Source organism: Gallibacterium melopsittaci, assembly GCF_042433085.1.
GTDB classification, from domain to species: Bacteria; Pseudomonadota; Gammaproteobacteria; order Enterobacterales; family Pasteurellaceae; genus Gallibacterium; species Gallibacterium melopsittaci.
In genome coordinates this window covers 52,991-74,650 of sequence record NZ_JBHLWA010000013.1, presented here as the reverse complement: position 1 = coordinate 74,650, position 21,660 = coordinate 52,991, and the positions used below count along the sequence as shown (strand labels likewise).

Sequence of the window (21,660 nt, the reverse complement as noted above, 5' to 3'; positions counted from 1 at the left end):
TATTACTAAGTTTTTGAGAAAAATTCTTATTAATATAACCGTTTTTATGGTTCATTGAAAGGAAAAATAATAGGGGCAACAAGTATCACCCCTTAATGTTTAGATTAATATTCTAATTTTGGTAGCGATTTATTTTCTATTACATCTTGATCAATAACCACTTTCTTCAAACCTGTTAAAGAAGGTAGGTCATACATTGTATCTAATAGAATATTTTCGACAATTGAACGTAAACCACGAGCACCAGTTTTACGAGCTAATGCTTTTTGTGCAATCGCTTTTAATGCTTCTGGTGAAAACTCTAACTCTACATTTTCGAGCTTAAATAGTGCTTGATATTGTTTAATGAGAGCATTTTTTGGTACGGTAAGAATATTAATTAATGCTTCTTCATCTAGTTCTGCTAAAGTAGCAATTACTGGTAGGCGTCCAATAAATTCAGGAATTAAACCAAATTTAATTAAATCTTCCGTTTCAACTTGCGTAAAGAGTTCAGTAATATTTTGCTCATTTTGTTTACTATTAACTTCTGCACTGAAACCAATACCACGATCTTTGTGAGTACGTTTAGCGATAATTTTATCTAGTCCAGCAAATGCACCACCACAAATAAATAAGATTTTTGAGGTATCTACCTTCAAAAATTCTTGTTGTGGGTGTTTACGACCACCTTGTGGCGGTATAGAAGCCACAGTTCCCTCAATTAATTTTAAGAGAGCTTGTTGCACACCTTCGCCTGAAACATCTCGAGTAATTGATGGGTTTTCAGATTTACGAGAAATCTTATCAATTTCATCAATATAGATAATGCCTCTTTCTGCTTTATCGGTATCATATTCACAGTTTTGTAAAAGACGTTGAATAATATTTTCTACATCTTCCCCTACATAACCAGCTTCAGTTAATGTTGTTGCATCTGCAATAGCAAAAGGCACATTAAGTTGGCGAGCAAGGGTTTGAGCTAAGAAGGTTTTTCCGCTTCCAGTTGGACCAATTAATAAAATATTACTTTTACCTAATTCAACATCAAGATCACTTTCATTACTGCGTAAACGTTTATAGTGATTATAAACTGCAACAGCTAGCGTCTTTTTCGCTTGATCTTGTCCAATAACATAATTATCTAAATGTGCACGAATTTCGTGTGGCGTAGGGATGACATCTAATTCAGTTTGTTCTGATTGTTCTATTGCTGAATTTGCTTCAGTCGATAATAAATCGTGGCAAGTTTCCACACATTCATTACAGATATAGCCGGAAATGCCAGCAATTAATTTTTCTACTTCATGTTTTTCTTTACCGCAAAGAGAACAATAGAATTTTTCATTATTTTCTGGTTTATCTGACATACATGACTCACTTATTGATCTCGATGAGTTAATACAGTATCAATCAAGCCATAGGCTTTGGCAGCTTCCGCTGACATAAAGTTATCACGATCAGTATCTTTTTCGATAACTTCCAATGGTTGACCAGTATGGAAAGCTAGGCGTTGATTTAGGGTTTCTTTAATTTTTAAGATCTCTTGTGCATGAATTTGAATATCTGATGCTTGTCCTCTGAAACCACCTAAAGGTTGATGGATCATTACACGAGAATGAGGTAGTGCAAAACGTTTTCCTGCTGCTCCACCAGCTAATAAAAAAGCACCCATTGAGCAGGCTTGACCAATACAAAGCGTGCGTACATCTGGTTTAATAAATTGCATGGTATCGTAAATTGCCATTCCAGCAGTCACGGAACCACCAGGTGAATTGATATAAAGATTAATATCTTGATCTGGGTTTTCTGATTCTAAGAATAATAATTGAGCGACGATCAAATTCGCCATATTATCTTCTACTTCTCCAGTAAGGAAAATGACTCGTTCTTTAAGTAGTCGAGAATAAATATCGAAAGAGCGTTCACCACGTGAAGTCTGTTCGATTACCATAGGGACTAATGCCATATTTTCTCCTGTTGTCAGCAAACCTCAGAAGAGGTAGCAAAAATAGAAAAAGTGCGGTCGAAAAATAACCGCACTTGATAGGTTGAATAATGATAGGTTTATGAATTATGCACGAGGTGCATTCATAATGTCATCAAATGATTTTTCAACTTCAGATACTTGAGCTTTTGCAAGAATTACATCAACTGCTTGTTCTTCTAACACAACATTGCGAATGTTGTTAGATAATTCTTGATTTTTACTATAGTAATCAACAACTTCTTGTGGTTGTTCATAAGCAGAAGCAATGCTTGCGATCATTGCTTTAACGCGATCTTCATCAACTTTTAATTCGTTGCTTGAAATAACTTTGCTGAGTAATAAACCAACTTTCACACGACGTTTTGCTTGTTCTTCAAAAATTTCGCGAGGTAATTCTAATGCTTGTTTTGAATTACCACCAAAACGTTGAGCTGCTTGTTGACGTAATACATCAATTTCTTGATCGATTGCTGAACTTGGTACATCCATTTCATTTTGTTCCAATAAACCATCAAGTACTTGAGTTTTGATATTTGCAGTAACTGCGTTATCAAGTTCACGTTGCATATTTTTCTCAATTTCTGCACGAAGATCTGCAACAGTTTTGGTATTTGGACCAAATTTAGCAACAAATTCATCTGTAAGTTCTGGTAATACCATTACTTCGACTTTCTTCAAGGTAATTGCAAATTTAGCTGGTTTACCTTTTAAGTTTTCAGAATGGTATTCTTCAGGGAAAGTAACTTCAACATCGAATTGTTCGCCAGCTTTATGACCAATGATACTATCTTCGAAACCAGGAATCATACGACCTTGTCCCATAAATAATACGAAATCAGTTGCTTTTCCACCTTCAAATTCTTCACCGTTAATTGTTCCAACGAAATCAATAGTAACACGGCTATCTGCTTGTGCAGCTTCTGCTTTTTCTTCCCAAGTTGCTTGTTGTTTGCGTAATGTATCAACCATTTTATCTACATCAGCTGCAGTGATTTTTACTACTGGTTTTTCGACCTTGATGTTTTCTAAACCTTTAAGTTCTACTTCTGGGTAAACCTCAAATGTTGCAGAGAAAGTAAGATCTTCGCCTACTTTATATTGTTCAGGTGCAAAAGTTGGGCGGCTTGCTAAATCAATTTTTTCTTGGATGATGGCATCGAAGAAATGACGTTGCATTAAATCACCTAATACGTCTTGACGTGCAGATGCACCAAAACGTTGTTCAATAATGCTAGGAGGAACTTTTCCCTTACGGAAACCATCGATACGAGCAGTTTTTGCTACTTTTTTTAATTCTTCACGAACAGCTTGTTCGATTACATCTGCCGGTACGGTAATGCTGATACGGCGTTCTAATCCTTGAGTTGTTTCTACTGAAATTTGCATTTATGCTACCTCAAAAAAATGAATGTACTCGGCAATTATCTACCGAACACGCAAAAAATAATTATTGATTGTGTACAATAATACGGGTGTATTAAAAAATTGAACGCCCGATTATAGCTTATTCATTGGTAATATGTCGAGAAAGCGAACGATAAAAACCGATAGTTGTTTATTGTTCGCTCAATTTAATTAATCTGCGGATTTTGTTTTATTTGGTATCATTCGTAATAGGGTATTATCTTTTACGATATAGTGATGATATAGGGCTGCAATCGCATGTAAACTAATGAAGGCGAGTGCAATATTGGTTAAGGCTTCATGGATTTCTTTGATGAAATGTGCCGTTTCAGAATTAGCAGTAAAGCCTGTCAACATCGGGTAACCAAAGAAGGTCACATCTACGCCTTTATTTAAAACTGTTAATGAGCCAAAAATAGGTATCAGAATAAAAAGAAGATATAAGGCTAAATGTACATAATGTGCTAATTTAGTCTGCCATATTGGTGGTGTAGGAAGAATCTCAGGTGTTCTTTTTAAATAAATATGACGAATAATTAATCGAAATAATACAGTTAACCATACTAAGATTCCTAATGTATAGTGGGTATCCATCATTAAGTCATACCAGTCGAAAGTAAGATCTAAGTCATGTAGATGAATATTGATATAAGTTAAGCCGATAAGTAGTAGGGAGAACCAATGCAAAAAAATTTGAATTCTTGGATAACGATTGGCCGACATAAATTCTCCTTAAAGAAAGATAATAATGGCTTGTGCTTTGATTTTATTGTCTTAGAATTAGTGAAAAATGAGATTAATTATTTTGCAGATAAAGATTGGATAAGACAAGTATGAAAAGTGTTGCAATCGTTGGATTAGGTTGGTTAGGTTTCCCTCTTGCCCGTTATTTGCAAAGTTTAGGCTGGAATGTAAAAGGGAGTAAGCGAACGCATGAAGGGGTAGAACGAATGCGATTGCAACGAGTAGAAAGTTATTATCTTGAGTTGACCCCAGCGATTAATGCCGATCCAGATGATTTAGAAACATTATTAAATGTTGATAGTTTAATTATCAATATCCCACCAAGTGAATATTTCTTTGATTTAAATAACTATATTCTTAGTGTTGAAAATCTCCTAACCGAAGCATTGTTACATAACGTACAGCATATTATTTTTATTAGTTCTACTTCTGTTTATCCAATGATATCAGGTACATTTACGGAAGATTATTTTCCAAAACCGACATCAGATGTAGGTAAAGCATTATTGGAAATTGAACAACGCTTATGGGAATTACAAGATATTGATGTTGATATAATTCGTTTAGCTGGATTAGTTGGTGAAGATCGGCATCCTGTGTATCATTTATCGGGTAAGGAACATATATCTGGTGGAAATCAGACAATTAATCTGGTTCACCTTACGGATTGTATTCGGGCAATTCAGCTGCTACTTGAAACTCCATCTTATCACCGCCGCTATAATTTAGTTGCACCAATCCATCCATTGAAAGGCGAATATTATACAAAAACTGCAGAAAAATTAGGATTGCCATTACCACAGTTTGCAGAGAACAGTGAACCAATGGAACGTATTATTTCAGCCGATAAAATTTGCCAAGATTTAGATTTTGTCTATCAATACCCAGATCCTGAAATGATGTAATGATATTATTTTATTAATTGCAGAAAAGTAGGAAAGTAAAAAGAAGATGGCTGGGGTACTAGGATTCGAACCTAGGGATGCCGAGATCAAAACCCGGTGCCTTACCGCTTGGCGATACCCCAACAGGAATATTCAAAATTTGATTAATAAGAGATGGCTGGGGTACTAGGATTCGAACCTAGGGATGCCGAGATCAAAACCCGGTGCCTTACCGCTTGGCGATACCCCAACTTTTAAATGGTGCGGGAAGAGGGACTTGAACCCACACACCTCACGGCGCCAGAACCTAAATCTGGTGCGTCTACCAATTTCGCCATTCCCGCTAACTGGTGGCTACGACGGGATTCGAACCTGTGACCCCAACATTATGAGTGTTGTGCTCTAACCAACTGAGCTACGTAGCCATTCGCTTTTGCGGCGCTAATTATGCTGATATATCCTATCCTCGTCAACAACTTTTTTTAGAAAAAAAGATTTTTTAAGTTGTTCGCATAGAGAATAGACAATTTGTTTATTTTTTTACAAAAATAGAGGATGAGAGAGGAGTTATATTGCACAAAAACAAAGATTGTGACGAAAAATATTCATCACAATCTATGATTAATTATTGTATTAATTAAACTGCCAGTGACCGTTAACCGCAGTACCTAATACTTCAAATTTATGGTTAAACGCTGTGAGATTAGCAATTTTACCCGCTTCAATACTACCAAGTTTATCATCAATGTGAATGGCTCGTGCAGGGTAAAGTGTTGCCATACGTAAGGCTTCATCTAAAGGAATACCTACTTCATTGACACAGTTTTGGATAGATTCAATCATTGTTGCAGCAGACCCTCCGATTGTACCATTGGCGTCATAACATTTATGATCGCGTACATACACGGTCTTACCAACGAATTGGAATGATTCTATATCTGCTCCTGCTGCGGCAGTTGCATCAGTCACTAAACATAATTTATCTTGTTTACACTGCTTAGCAATACGAACATTGCCAAACGTAACGTGTAATCCATCAACGATAATGCCAGTATAAACATTAGAATTGTCCAATACGGCACCCACAACCCCCATATTACGTCCTGATGATACTGGTGACATTGCATTATGAAGATGAGTTGCAAAAGTTGCACCTTGTTGGAATCGCTCATTTGCTTGTTCACTGCTGGCATTAGAATGCCCGATTGAAACAACAATCCCTTTGGCGGTAAATTGTGGAATAAAATTAGCTGTTGGATTTTCTGCAGCAAGTGTAATTTTTGTGATCACATCAGCGTTATCACATAAAAAATCTAACATTTCGTTTGAAATTTCACGGATAAACTCTTCACGATGCACACCTTTTTTCTCTTTACTGAGATAGGGGCCTTCCAAATGTAAACCTAAAGCTTGATTTTGGTGAGTAGCAAGATATTCACGCATAACAGCAATAGCTTGTTTAATTTCTTCATCAGGTGCCGTAATAAAGGTTGGTAAAAAACTTGTTGTCCCTGATTTTAGATTGGTGGCTTGCATAATTTCTAATGTTTTGACTGAACAGTTATCATTAAACATCACACCACCACAACCATTAAGTTGTAGATCAATAAACCCTGCAGAAAGATTAGCACCTTTTAAATCAACTTTGGCAAGATCTTTAGGCAGATCTTGCTCTGGTACGATATTTTGGATTTTATCATTTTCAACAATAACAGCATGACCATACAGAATTTGTGTACCTGTATAGATGACACTATTTGTTAACGCATATTGTTTCATTTTAACTCTCTTACACTATGAATTGCGTGTGATTCTAACTCTTTGAAGTATTTAACAGTTTTTACTTTTAATTCTTGGGTTGCAGCTTCATCACAAACAAAAATTGCACGACTATGCATTTGTAATGCACTGATGGTCCAAAGGTGATTAACCGCACCTTCAACACCAGCTTGGAGTGCTAATGCTTTACGATATCCCGTAATTAATAACATAACTTCTTCAGCATCTAATAATGTACCTACACCAATGGTTAGTGCATATTTTGGTACTTGATTGATATCATTGTTAAAGAAACGGGAATTTGCAATCAACGTATCTTCATTTAATGTTTTAATACGAGTACGAGAAGAAAGTGATGAACCTGGTTCATTGAATGCGATATGCCCATCTTCACCAACACCACCCATAAAGAGATGAATTTTACCGTAAGATCTAATTTTATCCTCATAACGTTGGCATTCTGCATCGTGATCATCAGTATTACCGTTAAGGATGTTAATATTTTCGTGAGGAATATCAACGTGATTAAAGAAATTATTAAACATAAAAGAGTGGTAACTTTCAGGATGTTCTTTTGGTAAACCAACATATTCATCCATATTAAAAGTGACAACATGTTTAAAACTTACTTCACCTTGTTGATAAAGTTTGATTAATTCTTTGTAAGTGGCAAGTGGTGTACCCCCAGTTGGTAAGCCTAGTACAAATGGGCGATCAGCTGTTGGGGCAAAGCGATTAATACTATCGACAATATGGCGAGCTGCCCATTTAGCAACTTGTTGATCATTTTGTAAGGGAATTAGACGCATAGTTGGCTCCTTGTTTGATTAAAATTAAATTTTAAAATAAAACTTCATTATTTTTATTATAACACCAATTTTGCTCCAAAGTTTGATTTTTCTTATCAAGAATGGATCTTTTTTAAACATAAGATGATAAATTTTTATTCGATTTTCTCTTACCCACTAGCATTTAAATCTACGATAAAAAGATAAAATAAATCCAAATATATCCTGAGTTTTTGCCTACTCAAGCCAATAAAAATCAAGTAGAATATGCGAATTTCTGTAAACTATATTGAAGATTTTATGATGACAACACAATTTAATATTAAGACTTTTCAAGGGATGATTCTTGCTCTTCAATCTTATTGGGCAGAACAAGGTTGTACTATTGTTCAACCATTTGATATGGAAGTTGGAGCAGGGACATCTCACCCGATGACAGCACTGCGTGCATTAGGCCCAGAACCAATGGCGTTTGCTTATGTACAACCATCACGTCGTCCAACTGATGGTCGTTATGGTGAAAATCCAAACCGTTTACAACACTATTATCAATTCCAAGTAGTGATTAAACCATCACCAGATAATATCCAAGAACTTTATCTAGGTTCATTAAAAATGCTTGGTTTTGATCCAACCCAAAACGATATTCGTTTTGTGGAAGATAACTGGGAAAACCCAACACTCGGTGCCTGGGGCTTAGGTTGGGAAGTGTGGCTTAATGGTATGGAAGTGACGCAATTTACCTATTTCCAACAAGTAGGTGGACTAGAATGCCGTCCAGTCACAGGTGAAATTACTTACGGTTTAGAACGTTTGGCAATGTATATCCAAGGTGTGGATAGTGTTTATGATCTCGTCTGGTCAGATGGTCCTTTAGGTAAAACTACCTACGGCGATGTGTTCCATCAAAATGAAGTAGAACAATCAACTTACAACTTTGAGTATGCGGATGTAGATTTCCTATTCAAATGTTTTGAACAGTATGAAAAAGAAGCACAATATTTGCTTTCTTTAGAAAAACCTCTGCCATTACCAGCGTATGAACGTATTCTAAAAGCGGCACATAGTTTTAACTTACTTGATGCACGCAAAGCAATTTCGGTAACTGAACGTCAACGTTATATTTTGCGTATTCGTGCATTAACGAAAGGTGTTGCTGAAGCCTATTATGCAAGTCGTGAAGCGTTAGGATTTCCAGGCTGTAAAAAATAATAAGTGATCAATCTGAGGAGAGAAGAAATGAAACTTTGGTATTCTACAACAAGTGCTTTTGCTCGTAAGGCAGTTGCAACCTTAAAATATCATCAATTAGACAATCAAGTTGAGATGTTAAGAATCACAAATTCATTTGATCCTAACTCTCCTCATAATCAGGATAATCCATTAGGCAGAATTCCAGCATTACAAATGCAGAATGGGGAATGGTTATTTGGTAGTTTTTTAATTAGCCAATATTTAGATGAAGTAGGTTCGCAACCAACATTATTCCCAATGAATGGTAAACGCTGGCAAGTATTAAGGTTACATGCTTTAGTAGATGGTATTTTAGAAAATACTATCCCAACAATAACAGCAGAACGACGTTTACGTCCTGAAAGTGAATGGTGGACAGCAAGACACCAACAGCTAATGGAAAGAAATATTCGTAGTTTTGCTCAACTAGAACAACAACTTGCTATATATGGTGATGAATTAAATATTGGCACATTAAGTGCGGTCTGTTTAATTGATTGGTGGACTTTCCGTCCTGAGAATACGGGATTTGATTTAGCAGCACATTTCCCTAAATTAATTGAATGGGCAGCAATGATGAATGAGAAATATGCTTGCCTCAAAGCAACCAAACCAACTGCTTAAAATAATAAGAGAGTTATTATGCAACCAGTTTTATTTTATGCTCATCTTTGTCCAGATACTGAACCATTTATTGCGGAGTTAACACGTTTAAATGTGGAATATGAAAGTGTCAGTATTTTAGAGAGTATGGCGAATCTTAAACGTTTTTTACGTTTACGTGATCAGCATTCTGCTTTTGATTCTGTGAAAGCGAATGGGTATGCTGGTGTTCCCGCGTTAGTTATTGGCGATAATGTGATTTTAGATAAAGAGCAACTATCAAATTATTTTAATCAGGGAACAAACTAGATCGTGCATATTGCTTTTTTACAAAAATGCCATTTTTTAGTGACAACATTAAAGAAAAGTTTTCTTTATTTTTTGGTGTTAATTAGCCCTTTTGTAAATGCCAAAAGTATTGGATACAGTGAAAAAGATATATATGGAGATTGGCATTGCCAAATTGAACATCAAGATCATAATGCAAAAGTGTTAGCAGATTATCGCTTCCATAAGAATGGAACAGCTCAAATTGTGTCGATGTTTATGTTTCCAGCGAAGGAATTGCCGGATGCTAAATTCTTGAGCATATTGTATTACAGCTATGCAATGACTGGAAAATGGACATTAGTGAATAATGACATCGTAATTAATGTTGAAAATGTTCTTAATGTTCAAAATGAAAGCAATGATCTGGCTAAACAAGAAATTGAAAAGAATACTGAATTAAAACAAATTGCACAGCGATTTGTTGAGCAAATTAAACAAAGAAAACTTTCAGGGATTACTGATAACCAACGCATTCAAATTAAATCATTTGAAAGAGCGGATAAAAAAAATGATGCAATGATGATTGCAAATGGTAGAACTAAAGGTTTTTGTACAAGACCTTTAAATCCTCAAATTTGGTCTGAAAGTTTTAAACAAGTTTTTCCATAAGATATAGATATATTTGTTATTAGAGAACAATAAGATGACAACACAAAACTTCCTTGCCGAGATCGGCACAGAAGAGCTACCACCGAAAGCTCTGAAAAAATTAGCGGTGGCATTTGCAGATAATTTCACTGCAGAGTTAAATAATGCAGGGCTAACTTTTGATAAAGTGGAATGGTTTGCAGCACCTCGCCGTTTGGCAGTGAAAGTACAAGATTTAATTACTGAGCAACCAAGTAAGACGATTGAAAAACGTGGTCCAGCGGTATCTGTTGCTTTTGATGCAGAAGGTAATCCAACCAAAGCAGCAGAAGGCTGGGCAAGAGGTTGTGGTATCACTGTTGATCAAGCAGAACGTGTTAGTACAGATAAAGGTGAGTGGTTACTTTATCGTAGTGTTGAGCCAGGTAAGCCAACCAAAACTTTATTAGTTGATTTAGTCACAAATGCGTTAGCAAAATTACCAATTCCAAAACCAATGCGTTGGGGTGATAAAAATGAACAATTTATTCGTCCAGTACATACGGTGACTTTACTGTTTGGTAATGAATTGATTGAAGGTTCGATTCTTGGGGTAGCAAGTGCACGTACAATTCGTGGGCATCGTTTCTTAGGTCAATCAGAGTTTACGATTGATAATGCGGATCAATATCCACAACTTTTAGCTGAAAAAGGTAGTGTGATTGCAGATTTTGCACAACGTAAAGCGATTATTCGTCGTGATGCAGAACAAGCAGCAGCAAAAGTAGGTGGTATTGCGGATATTGAAGAAGATCTATTGGAAGAAGTGACTTCATTGGTTGAATTCCCAGTGGTAATGACCGCAAAATTTGAGGAACGTTTCTTAGCTGTGCCAGCAGAAGCCTTGGTTTATACCATGAAAGGTGACCAAAAATATTTCCCAATTTATGATCAAAATGGCAAGTTATTACCTCACTTTATTTTTGTTTCCAATATTAATCCTGCCGATCAAAGTGCAGTGATTCAAGGAAATGAAAAAGTAGTGCGTCCACGTTTAAGTGATGCAGAGTTTTTCTTTAAAACCGATTTAAAACAACGTTTAGTTGATAATCTTCCTCGCTTAAAAACAGTATTGTTCCAACAACAATTAGGAACGTTATTTGATAAAACAGAGCGGATTGAGAAATTAAGTGGTGAAATCGCTGCACAAATTGGTGCGAATGTACAACAAGCACAACGTGCAGGTTTACTTTCAAAATGTGATTTAATGACCAATATGGTGTTTGAGTTTACTGATACTCAGGGTGTAATGGGAATGCACTACGCACGTCATGATGGTGAAGATGAGGAAGTAGCGGTGGCATTAAATGAACAATATATGCCACGTTTTGCTGGTGATGAATTGCCTCGTAGTTTAGTCGCTTGTTCAGTTGCGCTTGCAGATAAGTTTGATACTTTGGTCGGAATTTTTGGTATCGGTCAAGCACCAAAAGGAAGTGCGGACCCATTTGCATTACGCCGAGCATCATTAGGTGTATTACGTATTATTGTTGAGAAAAATTTACCGTTAGATTTAGTGGAATTAACGCAAAAAGCAGTACTTTTCTATGGTGATAAATTAACCAATTCAAAAGTTGTAGAAGAAGTGGTTGATTTTATTCTTGGTCGTTTCCGTGCATGGTATCAAGATGAAGGTTATGCGATTGATACAATTCAAGCCGTGCTAGCTTGCCGTCCAACTAAACCAGCTGATTTTGATGCACGCGTGAAAGCGGTTAGCCATTTCCGTACGCTAGAAGCAGCGGAAGCATTAGCAGCAGCAAATAAACGTGTACAAAATATTCTGTCTAAAGTTGAGGGTGAACTACCTGAATATATTGATTTAGCACTATGTAAAGAAGCGCAAGAAATTACCTTAGCTGAACGTGTATTAGAATTACAACGTGAATTACAGCCATTGTTTGAAAAAGGCGATTATCAAACTGCTTTGGATCAATTAGCAGGATTACGCGAAAGTGTGGATAACTTCTTTGATAACGTAATGGTAAATGCGGAGGATGCTAAACTTCGCCAAAATCGTTTAGCATTGTTGAAAAATTTACGCGATCTCTTCTTTAAAGTAGCAGATATTTCGTTATTACAATAATTAATAGTAGTTAAGAAAAAAGGAAGAATTTACTAAGATTCTTCCTTTTTTGTTTAGGCTTGTTCAGTTTGCTGGTATTCAGTAGCAGTTTGCACATAATTTTGTGCAGAGATCTTGAGAAAAGCGATTTCTTCTGGAGTAAGTGGGCGGATTGCTTTTGCAGGAGAGCCGAGATACAAATATCCACTAGCTAATTGCTTTTTTGGTGGAACCAAGCTGCCAGCACCAATCATTACATCATCACCAATCACAGCGTCATCTAAAATAATAGTTCCCATTCCTACAAGCACACGATTGCCAATTTTACAGCCATGTAATGTAACGTGATGGCCAATAGTGACATCTTCACCTATATGTAGCGGTGAGCCAGTTGGGTTGGTTTCACTTGCTCGTGTAGTATGGAGTACAGAAAGATCTTGGATATTACTTCTAGCTCCAATATAGATATCGTTCACATCACCCCGTAAAATTGCACCTGGCCAAATAGAAACATCATCGGCTAGCCAAACCTTTCCAATAACAACAGCACTTTCATCAATATAAACACGTTCGCCGAGTTGCGGTTGATAAGTTAAGTATTTACGTATAGTCATAGCGATTATCTCAAAAAAATAATGGTCAGCGATTGCTGACCATTTTGTTCTACATCATTAAGGATTACGTTTAAATTTACTAAAGTCTGGTTGGCGTTTTTCATTGAAGGCATTACGACCTTCTTGTCCTTCTTCGGTCATATAGAACAACATTGTTGCATTACCAGCTAATTCTTGTAAGCCAGATTGACCATCACAGTCTGCATTTAATGCTGCTTTTAAGCAACGTAAGGCGATAGGACTGTTTTGTAACATTTCACGACACCAACGTACGGTTTCTTTTTCTAAATCTGCATAAGGGACAACAGTGTTTACTAAGCCCATATCTAACGCTTCTTGTGCATTATATTGACGGCAAAGGAACCAAATTTCACGTGCTTTCTTTTGTCCTACAATACGAGCCATATAAGAAGCTCCCCAGCCACCATCAAATGAACCGACTCGTGGACCAGTTTGACCAAAAATTGCATTCTCTGCAGCAATCGTTAAATCGCACATCATATGTAATACATGACCACCACCGATGGCATAACCCGCAACCATTGCGACGACAGGTTTTGGACAAGTACGGATATCACGTTGGAAGTCAAGCACATTTAAGTGATGTACCCCTTGATCATCTTTATAACCACCGTAGTCACCACGCACTTTCTGATCACCACCAGAACAGAATGCTTTTTCACCTTGACCAGTTAATACGATCACACCAATTTTTTCATCAAAACGTGCATCGGCAAAGGCTTGAATCATTTCTTTTACTGTTTGTGGACGAAATGCGTTACGCACTTGAGGACGATTAATAGTGATTTTGGCGATACCATCAGTTGATTTATGATAGAGAATATCGGTGTAGCCTTCGCTACAATCTTGCCATTCTACTGGTGCGTATAAAAAGTCTTCGCTTGGATATAACATAATTTTTCCTTTTTTATTAACAAAATAGGGTAGCCAACTTGAGAGCAAATTCTGCTGGCTGGTGAATATGCGCATTATGCCCAACTTTACTGATTAATGTTAGGTTTAATTGATGCTTTTCAGCTAGTTGACGAAATTTTTGATCATTTTCTCCGCAAAAATAGTAAAAGCGATCTGGTTGAGCTTGAATATCAGCCCATAAATTAGGTTGTTTAGCTAATGAAGTAGCTTGTAACATACTGCTTAATGCTTGTGGTTGGTTATTCGTGCGTAAGCGGATTAATGCCTGTCTTTGCGTATGATTAAGATCGGCAAACACAGCTTGTTGATACCAATCTGCTAATACTTTTTCTATAGGTTCCTGCGAAAATCGAATAGCCCAATTTAAATCATTCTGCCAGCGTTGTTCACGTTCATTTTGAGCGGTTAACCCTAAATTTGCCCCTTCTAGGCAAACTTTATGCAGATTATGGGTTGGAAAATCAGTTTGCGTTGCAAAATAAGCCGCTATACGACCACCAAGGGAATAACCAATAAGATGATAAGGTTGCATATCAACGGTTAATTTGATTTGTTGCGATAACCATTTGGCTGTGCTGGGAAAATCAGTCACGGAGCATAACGGATTTTGCCCATGTCCAGGCAAATCTAAGCAAAAACAACGTATATTAGGTAAGTGATTGACAACCGCTTGCCAATCATCACGAGATCCGAGAAAACCATGTAAAAAAATGAAATTCTGCATATTATTAATATTTCTGATCTAACCATTGTTGTAAACAAGCGGTATGTTGCTGCCAATGTTGTAATTGCTCAAGGCGTGTCGCTAATTGATCAGCCCAATCTGCTTTATCGCCGTCTTGAATATGTTTACTTAGTTCTTGTAATTGTTTTAAGCCAACAGAGGAAGCTGCACCTTTAATCTTGTGTGCGATTTCACATAACGCTTGTTTGGATTGTGGATCTTGTTGGTAAGCCTGATATGTATCGTTTAATTCTTGTAAGTAATTTGGCATCATTGAAGCAAATAGATTCAGGTTATTCTGAATCGTTTTTTTACCAAGAATATTAGCTAACTCATTTAGCATCACAGTATCTAGTTGTTGCCAACGGTCACTCTCTTTACTTTTTTCTGGTGAAACAGTTGGCGTATTAAGCAAGTCTTCTTCAATAATTTGTGGTTGAAGATCAAATAATTTTAGTAAGCATTGATTGAGTGCATCTAATGATAATGGCTTTTGTAGCACATCATCCATACCATGTTTGAAGTAATCTTGTTTATTTGCTACCACATTTGCAGTGAGTGCAACTAATGGTGGTAAATAATCATATTTTTCTTCTTCATACTGTTTATGCAAATATTCTGCAACGTCAAAACCAGTCATATCAGGCAGATGAATATCTAATAAAACAAGATCATATTGTTTGGCTTCACACATTCTGATTGCATCTTTACCTGTCATTGCAACATCAACATGATAACCAAGTTTTTCCAATACAGAACGAGCAACAATAACATTAATTTCAATATCTTCAACTAAGAGAATAGAAAGATGTTGTAGTTCAGGAATGGTTACAATAGGCGGTAATTTTACAGCTTCTTCTGCTTTGAAAGTGAAGGTGAACGTTGAACCTTTACCGACTTCACTTTTCACGGTTAAATTACCATTCATTAATTTTGCAATTTTTTTCGAGATAGATAAGCCAATTCCGCTACCCAAGGCTTTTTGATTACCAGAACGGACTTGATAATACATGGCAAAGATTTTTTTCTGTTCCGCCAAAGGGATTCCTACGCCAGTATCCGTTAATGCAAAACTATAAGTTAGCTGATCTAAACGAGAAAATTTTAATGTTAGCCCACCAGTGGTAGTAAATTTGACGGCATTATTAATTAAATTCCATAAGATCTGTGAAATACGGGCATAATCCAACATTAGGAAGTTTGGTAGATTATTATCGTATTCGAGTTTAAAGGATAAATTCTTTTGGTTTGCCATAAAGGTGGCAAAGTTTTCAATATCACTTAATAAGCGTAGTACATCTGTTTCTTTTTTGTATAACTGGATACGTCGAGAATCGATTTTTTCTAAATCAATAATATCGCTAAAAATATGACCTAGAGAAATGGCACTAACATTAATAGTGTGCAAATAGTTGCGTTGTTTCTCATTTAATTGACTATCTAGCAAGATTCGACTAAGCCCGATAATTCCATTAAGCGGGGTACGTAGTTCATGGCTGATGGTAGTCATTAAGTTAGATTTATCTCGATTCGCCTTTTCAATCGTTTCCTGATAGCGTTTATGTTCAGTAATATCACGACCAAAACCGAGAAGACAGTGTTGTTGATTAATTTGATCATAATAAGAAACTTTACGGATTTCAAAGCAAGCCAATTTGCCATTAGGATATTTAAACCATTGTTCGTAAGTCATACCAATATTATTTTCTAACACTGCTTTGTCGGTTCCAAGAATATATTTCGCTAACTCTTTAGGAAATGTTTGAGTAATAGTGAGATTTTTTAATTCTTGTTCTGTTTTTCCTGTTAGTAGTTCCATCGCCCGATTACATTCGAGAAACTTACCGTTTTCTGCACGAGAAAAGACTAAATCAGGTGAGGCATCAATAAATGAACGTAAAAAATCCGCTTTTTGTTGTAAGGCAATTTGAGCTTTATTTTTCTCAGAAATCTCTTTTTCAAGTAATGCTAAAGCGTCAGATAGTTCACGGTTGGACTCATGTAAACGTTGGCGAGAAAGCTCTAAGTTTTCTACAATCACATTGAAAAAATAGATAACAAATGGAGCAGAAATTAAGCCGAAACTAATTGAACGAGCAATATCCATCCAATAGATTTGTCCAGTAACAAAAATACTTAATAAAATTTGCACGCATAAGGCAAATACAGCAAGTATAGCAATTCCTAATAAAGAGAAACGTAACCGTCCTAAACGAATAACCCAATCAATGTATTTTTGTAATGAACGACGAATAGCAACCATATTTTATATCCTTGAAAATATAATGAAATAAGGATAAATGACTTCACGAAATTTATCCTTATTTTTGAGAAAGTACTATTTAAATAAACGTCTTTGTCGAGTTGAATTGCCACGTTTAAATTGGCTTAATGCAATGATTGCCCAGATAACTATATAGATAGCAAATACAACAACTAACCATTGTGGCATGGTATAGCCTAAAAATTTCCAAGTAATATCACTACAAGAACCACTTGCTTGAAAGATTGATGGAAACCATTGGTCTAATGGTAATGTTTGAGGAAAGTCAGGGCGGAACTCACATTGTTTCCAAGGGGCAGGGTTTAGCTGAAGATCAACATGTTCTACTGCAAGCAATATTCCTTTAATTGCTCCCCAACCGCCAACAAGAATAGCGACAATACGGAAAAAAAGTGATGATGGATAGATTGCACCAATGAGACCACCTAAAATCACGGTAAGCAATGCAACACGTTCATAAATACACATCACACAAGGATGTAAGCCTAATCCATGTTGAAAATAAAGGGCAGCACCTTCTAGTGCTAGGCCAGAGAGGGCCATAATGAACCAAGCTGTGCGAGTTAAAGACCAAGATTTAAATACAGTGAGCATTGCTTATCCTTCTTAATGTACTGGTGGAATATGTGGCGCAGGAATAAGCCCCCATTGTGTAAAGAGATTCATTAGTTCAGGTAGGAAAAATTCGACACCGATTAAGCCTACAACGGATAACACAATGGTATAAGGCAACGCCATGAGTACCATTCTACCATAAGATAAACGAATTAATGGGGCAAATGATGAAGTTAATAAAAATAAGAAAGCAGCTTGCCCATTTGGAGTTGCTACGGATGGTAAATTGGTTCCTGTATTGATGGCTACTGCGATTGCTTCAAATTGAGAAAGTGAGATTTTTCCAGCTTCTAAGGCAGCTTTTGCTTCATTAATATAAACCGTACCAACGAAAACATTGTCTGAGATTGAAGATAATAAGCCATTGAATACATAGAATAAAATTAATTGTGAACTTTCACTTGCACTTAAAACGAATTGAATAATGTCACCGAATAAATGTTGATCGATAATGACAGCAACAACAGTAAAGAAAACAACTAATAAGGCAGTAAATGGCAGAGATTCTTGGAAAGCTCGACCGATAGTATGTTCATCAGTAATTCCACAAAATGATGTTGCTAAAATGATAACGGTTAAACCAATTAAACCTACGGCAGCAAGGTGGAAGGCTAATCCAATAATCAGCCATACAGCAATAATTGTTTGTACTACCAATTTGATACGATCATTGCGGGTCATTTTTTCGCTTTGACTACGATCCAGAATCGCTAAGACTAACCAAACTCGGCGAGGTAAATGTGTTCCATAACCAAAAAGTTTAAATTTCTCTAAAGCAAAACAAGTTAATAAACCACAAATTAATACAGGTACTGTAACAGGTGCCATACGGAAGAAAAATTCACTAAAATGCCAACCAGCTTGTTCTGCAATAATTAAGTTTTGTGGTTCGCCTACCATCGTCATTACACCACCTAATGCAGTACCAACGCCAGCGTGCATCATTAAACTACGAAGGAAAGCACGGAATTCTTCTAAGGTCTTTTTGGCACTTGTGATTTTGTCATCATTAGTAATATCAGTAGAATCATCAAATTTATTACCTGAAGCAATTTTGTGATAAACACCATAAAAGCCCATACACACACTAATAACAACAGCGACAACAGTAAGTGCATCTAAGAAAGCAGAAAGGAATGCGGCACTGATACAGAATGCAAGCGATAAAGTAATTTTAGAACGAATGGCAAGCAGTAATTTGGTAAATAAAAACAGCAGTAATTGCTTCATAAAATAGATACCAGCCACCATAAACATTAATAGCATAATAACTTCAAAATTTGCCATAATTTCATGTTTGATATGTTCTGGTGTTGTCATACCAATAATAACGGATTCCAAAGCAAGTAAACCGCCAGGTTGTAACGGATAACATTTTAATGCCATGGCTAGGGTAAAAATAAATTCTGCAACAAGGAGCCAACCAGCTAGAAAGGGATCAACATAGAAAATTAGAGGGTTAATGAAGAGGAAGCCAATAATAAGTAGTTTGTACCAGTTAGGACTCTGCCCCAGAAAATTTTGCATACCAGCTTGCAAATAAGTCATACCGTCATCTCCATAGACTTTCAGATTATTATTTATTCAAAATGTTGTGTTTTTTAATTTACAACTCGCCCGATTGTAATACAATCTTGCAGATTTATTTCATTCGAATATTAGGTTTATTTGTGTGGGATCAAAGATTTTTACGATTTTATTGTAAATAAGCCGTTTAATGAATTTATATGCACTGTATTGATTTTTGATATAAATACAGACGATTTTTCTCAAGTAGCGCCAATGTATTGAATAGGTATTTGAGTTATTAATATAGGAATAAACTAATGACAATAAATAATGATGTCATCAAAGCACACAGCCCAGCAGGATTAGCTGAAGAATATATCATTAGAAGTATCTGGAATAATCATTTCCCACCTGGTTCAGATCTGCCAGCAGAACGAGAGTTAGCAGATAAAATTGGAGTAACACGGACTACATTGCGTGAAGTATTACAACGCTTAGCTCGAGATGGTTGGTTGAGTATTCAACACGGAAAACCTACACGGGTAAATAATATTTGGGAAACTTCAGGATTAAATATTTTAGAAGCACTGATTAAATTAGATGGCACGCGTGTTCCTACTTTAATTGCAAATATTTTATCGGCAAGAACCAATATTTCCGCCATTTATATTCGCAAAGCATTCCGTATTGCTAAGGAAGAATCATTAGCTGTGTTTGAACCTTTAGCTCGTTTGAAGGATACTGCAGAAGATTACACATCTTTTGACTATGATTTATTTCGCCAGTTAGCATTTGCATCTAAAAATCCTGTATATGGATTAATTTTAAATAGTTTAAAGAGTTTGTATGAGCGGGTAGGTCGCTTTTATTTTTCCAATCCACTAAGTCGTGAGTTGGCCTTGAAGTTTTATCATCAATTACACACAATTTGTCAGACTGAAGACCTAGAACAAGTTAGACCTTGTATTAGGCAATATGGGATTGAAAGTGGGCTGATTTGGTCGAGTATGCAACAACATCTACCAGATAATTTTAATGAATAAAATTTGATGTAGATCACAAAAAAGTTATCTGTTATCTTTCATCTGCGCTACGGCAGATTTTCGTAGAATGGAAGTTTATGTTATAATCCGCCGCGGTTTTAGCGCAATTAATTTTAAATCTAAAAAAATTAACAGCGATTTAATTAGATAGATTTTGTTTAACATTAAATATAGGTAAATACTATGGCAATTAAAATTGGTATTAACGGCTTTGGCCGTATCGGTCGTATCGTTTTCCGTGCAGCACAACACCGTGATGACATCGAAGTAGTTGGTATCAACGACTTAATCGATGTTGATTACATGGCGTATATGTTGAAATACGATTCAACTCACGGTCGTTTCGACGGTACTGTTGAAGTTAAAGATGGTCATTTAGTGGTAAACGGTAAAACAATCCGTGTTACTGCAGAACGTGATCCAGCGAACTTAAAATGGAATGAAATCGGTGTTGACGTTGTTGTTGAAGCAACAGGTTTATTCTTAACTGATGAAACTGCACGTAAACACATCACTGCTGGTGCGAAAAAAGTTGTTATGACTGGTCCATCAAAAGACAACACTCCAATGTTTGTAAATGGTGTTAACTTCGATAGCTATGCTGGTCAAGATATCGTTTCTAACGCATCTTGTACAACTAACTGCTTAGCACCAATTGCTAAAGTATTACACAACAAATGGGGTATCAAAGACGGTTTAATGACAACTGTTCACGCAACTACAGCAACTCAAAAAACTGTAGATGGTCCATCAGCTAAAGACTGGCGTGGTGGTCGTGGTGCATCTCAAAACATTATCCCATCATCAACTGGTGCAGCTAAAGCTGTAGGTAAAGTTATCCCAGCATTAAATGGTAAATTAACTGGTATGGCATTCCGTGTTCCTACTGCAAACGTATCTGTTGTTGACTTAACTGTAAACTTAGAAAAACCAGCAACTTATGCAGAAATCTGTGCAGAAATGAAACGTGCTTCTGAAAATGAATTCAAAGGCGTTTTAGGTTACACAGAAGATGACGTTGTATCAACAGACTTTAATGGTTGTGCATTAACTTCTATCTTTGATGCGAAAGCAGGTATCCAATTAACTGATACTTTCGTTAAAGTTGTTTCTTGGTATGACAACGAAACTGGTTACTCAAACAAAGTATTAGACTTAGTTGCTCATATTTCTAAATAATTAGAAAATATTCATAGATATAAAAAACCGCCAAAATGGCGGTTTTTTTGTCGGTATAAAATAGAAATATTGGCATAGTTCGGCAAAATACCAACCTTTTTGTCTACTATGCCTTTGTTTTCCAGAGGTGTAATCTGACCAAATTTTATTTGGAACTAATTTATTCTTGAAGGTAAATGTTTTATGGCAATGATGACAAAAATATCGCTGAATATTATTTGATGTACCATGTTTCTTTATTTTCGTACTTTGGCAAAACGGGCAGTTTTTTGTTCATATTTCAAAAAGTAGGCTTAAAGCCTTGTACTATAAGGCTTTAAGCCTACTTTT

21 protein-coding genes and 4 tRNA genes are annotated in these 21,660 nt (G+C 36.2%); 8 read left to right on the top strand and 17 right to left on the bottom strand.

Features of this window, described 5'->3' with window-relative positions; all coding sequences use genetic code 11:
- Window positions 1-104 precede the first annotated feature (104 nt).
- The 4 genes from clpX to ACFFHT_RS03130 all read right to left on the bottom strand — a co-directional run bounded on the left by clpX (window position 105) and on the right by ACFFHT_RS03130 (window position 4,096).
- Entirely contained in the window at window positions 105-1,349 is a 1,245-nt protein-coding gene (gene clpX, locus ACFFHT_RS03145; RefSeq protein ID WP_382370700.1) for an ATP-dependent protease ATP-binding subunit ClpX, read from the bottom strand.
- 11 nt (window positions 1,350-1,360) lie between these two features.
- Window positions 1,361-1,948 (bottom strand): ATP-dependent Clp endopeptidase proteolytic subunit ClpP, encoded by a 588-nt coding sequence (gene clpP / locus ACFFHT_RS03140; protein WP_065237866.1) that lies wholly within the window; start codon window positions 1,946-1,948, stop codon window positions 1,361-1,363.
- A gap of 105 nt (window positions 1,949-2,053) precedes the next feature.
- Window positions 2,054-3,355: a trigger factor gene (gene tig, locus ACFFHT_RS03135; RefSeq protein WP_382373399.1), complete on the bottom strand. Its 1,302-nt coding sequence runs from the start codon at window positions 3,353-3,355 to the stop codon at window positions 2,054-2,056.
- A 189-nt stretch (window positions 3,356-3,544) separates the two neighbouring features.
- Window positions 3,545-4,096, bottom strand: a complete 552-nt coding sequence (locus ACFFHT_RS03130) for a cytochrome b (protein ID WP_382373397.1) — start codon at window positions 4,094-4,096, stop codon at window positions 3,545-3,547.
- A gap of 110 nt (window positions 4,097-4,206) precedes the next feature.
- Here ACFFHT_RS03130 and ACFFHT_RS03125 point away from each other — a divergent pair, with 110 nt between their 5' ends.
- The gene (locus ACFFHT_RS03125; RefSeq protein ID WP_382373395.1) at window positions 4,207-5,022 is read left to right on the top strand and encodes an SDR family oxidoreductase; all 816 of its coding nucleotides are present in this window, start codon (window positions 4,207-4,209) and stop codon (window positions 5,020-5,022) included.
- 47 nt (window positions 5,023-5,069) lie between these two features.
- Here ACFFHT_RS03125 and ACFFHT_RS03120 read toward each other — a convergent pair.
- The 6 genes from ACFFHT_RS03120 to nagB form a co-directional block, all read right to left on the bottom strand.
- Window positions 5,070-5,144 (bottom strand) — tRNA-Gln (locus tag ACFFHT_RS03120).
- 32 nt (window positions 5,145-5,176) lie between these two features.
- Window positions 5,177-5,251 (bottom strand) — tRNA-Gln (locus ACFFHT_RS03115).
- Between the two features lie 9 nt (window positions 5,252-5,260).
- Window positions 5,261-5,345 (bottom strand) — tRNA-Leu (locus ACFFHT_RS03110).
- A gap of 4 nt (window positions 5,346-5,349) precedes the next feature.
- Window positions 5,350-5,426 (bottom strand) — tRNA-Met (locus ACFFHT_RS03105).
- 208 nt (window positions 5,427-5,634) lie between these two features.
- Window positions 5,635-6,780, bottom strand: coding sequence for an N-acetylglucosamine-6-phosphate deacetylase (nagA, locus tag ACFFHT_RS03100; RefSeq protein ID WP_382373393.1), 1,146 nt, complete (start codon window positions 6,778-6,780; stop codon window positions 5,635-5,637).
- Window positions 6,777-7,589, bottom strand: a complete 813-nt coding sequence (nagB, locus tag ACFFHT_RS03095; RefSeq protein WP_382373391.1) for a glucosamine-6-phosphate deaminase — start codon at window positions 7,587-7,589, stop codon at window positions 6,777-6,779. The genes nagA and nagB overlap by 4 nt, the downstream gene beginning before the upstream one ends.
- 282 nt (window positions 7,590-7,871) lie before the next feature.
- Between nagB and glyQ the strand changes: the two genes are divergently transcribed.
- From glyQ to glyS, 5 genes are read left to right on the top strand one after another with little or no spacing between them, the layout of a single operon-like run.
- Window positions 7,872-8,780 (top strand): glycine--tRNA ligase subunit alpha, encoded by a 909-nt coding sequence (gene glyQ / locus ACFFHT_RS03090; protein ID WP_271141345.1) that lies wholly within the window; start codon window positions 7,872-7,874, stop codon window positions 8,778-8,780.
- A 27-nt stretch (window positions 8,781-8,807) separates the two neighbouring features.
- Window positions 8,808-9,425, top strand: a complete 618-nt coding sequence (locus ACFFHT_RS03085; RefSeq protein ID WP_382373389.1) for a glutathione S-transferase family protein — start codon at window positions 8,808-8,810, stop codon at window positions 9,423-9,425.
- 18 nt (window positions 9,426-9,443) lie between these two features.
- Window positions 9,444-9,713: a hypothetical protein gene (locus tag ACFFHT_RS03080; protein WP_382373387.1), complete on the top strand. Its 270-nt coding sequence runs from the start codon at window positions 9,444-9,446 to the stop codon at window positions 9,711-9,713.
- A gap of 3 nt (window positions 9,714-9,716) precedes the next feature.
- A complete protein-coding gene (locus tag ACFFHT_RS03075) occupies window positions 9,717-10,343 on the top strand; it encodes a hypothetical protein (protein WP_382373385.1) in 627 nt (208 codons plus the stop codon).
- Window positions 10,344-10,377: 34 nt separating this feature from the next.
- Complete coding sequence (gene glyS / locus ACFFHT_RS03070) at window positions 10,378-12,447, top strand: glycine--tRNA ligase subunit beta (protein ID WP_382373383.1); 2,070 nt, start codon at window positions 10,378-10,380, stop codon at window positions 12,445-12,447.
- 53 nt (window positions 12,448-12,500) lie between these two features.
- On the opposite strand, the gene ACFFHT_RS03065 is transcribed toward glyS, so the two are convergent.
- The 6 genes from ACFFHT_RS03065 to nhaB form a co-directional block, all read right to left on the bottom strand.
- Entirely contained in the window at window positions 12,501-13,040 is a 540-nt protein-coding gene (locus ACFFHT_RS03065) for a gamma carbonic anhydrase family protein (RefSeq protein WP_382373381.1), read from the bottom strand.
- A 57-nt stretch (window positions 13,041-13,097) separates the two neighbouring features.
- Entirely contained in the window at window positions 13,098-13,955 is an 858-nt protein-coding gene (menB, locus tag ACFFHT_RS03060; RefSeq protein WP_382373379.1) for a 1,4-dihydroxy-2-naphthoyl-CoA synthase, read from the bottom strand.
- Between the two features lie 16 nt (window positions 13,956-13,971).
- On the bottom strand, window positions 13,972-14,700 hold the full coding sequence (gene menH, locus ACFFHT_RS03055; protein WP_382373377.1) for a 2-succinyl-6-hydroxy-2,4-cyclohexadiene-1-carboxylate synthase: 729 nt from the start codon (window positions 14,698-14,700) through the stop codon (window positions 13,972-13,974).
- Between the two features lie 4 nt (window positions 14,701-14,704).
- Complete coding sequence (locus ACFFHT_RS03050) at window positions 14,705-16,963, bottom strand: ATP-binding protein (protein WP_382373375.1); 2,259 nt, start codon at window positions 16,961-16,963, stop codon at window positions 14,705-14,707.
- 75 nt (window positions 16,964-17,038) lie between these two features.
- Window positions 17,039-17,578 carry a disulfide bond formation protein DsbB gene (gene dsbB, locus ACFFHT_RS03045; protein ID WP_382373373.1) on the bottom strand — a complete coding sequence of 180 codons (540 nt, stop codon included), beginning with the start codon at window positions 17,576-17,578 and terminating at the stop codon, window positions 17,039-17,041.
- Between the two features lie 12 nt (window positions 17,579-17,590).
- Entirely contained in the window at window positions 17,591-19,147 is a 1,557-nt protein-coding gene (nhaB, locus tag ACFFHT_RS03040; protein ID WP_382373371.1) for a Na(+)/H(+) antiporter NhaB, read from the bottom strand.
- Window positions 19,148-19,425: 278 nt separating this feature from the next.
- Here nhaB and fadR point away from each other — a divergent pair, with 278 nt between their 5' ends.
- Window positions 19,426-20,151 carry a fatty acid metabolism transcriptional regulator FadR gene (fadR, locus tag ACFFHT_RS03035; RefSeq protein ID WP_382373369.1) on the top strand — a complete coding sequence of 242 codons (726 nt, stop codon included), beginning with the start codon at window positions 19,426-19,428 and terminating at the stop codon, window positions 20,149-20,151.
- A gap of 183 nt (window positions 20,152-20,334) precedes the next feature.
- Window positions 20,335-21,330 carry a glyceraldehyde-3-phosphate dehydrogenase gene (gene gapA, locus ACFFHT_RS03030; RefSeq protein ID WP_382373367.1) on the top strand — a complete coding sequence of 332 codons (996 nt, stop codon included), beginning with the start codon at window positions 20,335-20,337 and terminating at the stop codon, window positions 21,328-21,330.
- On the opposite strand, the gene ACFFHT_RS10980 is transcribed toward gapA, so the two are convergent.
- Complete coding sequence (locus ACFFHT_RS10980) at window positions 21,331-21,570, bottom strand: transposase-like zinc-binding domain-containing protein (RefSeq protein ID WP_446685286.1); 240 nt, start codon at window positions 21,568-21,570, stop codon at window positions 21,331-21,333.
- Between the last annotated feature and the right edge of the window lie 90 nt (window positions 21,571-21,660).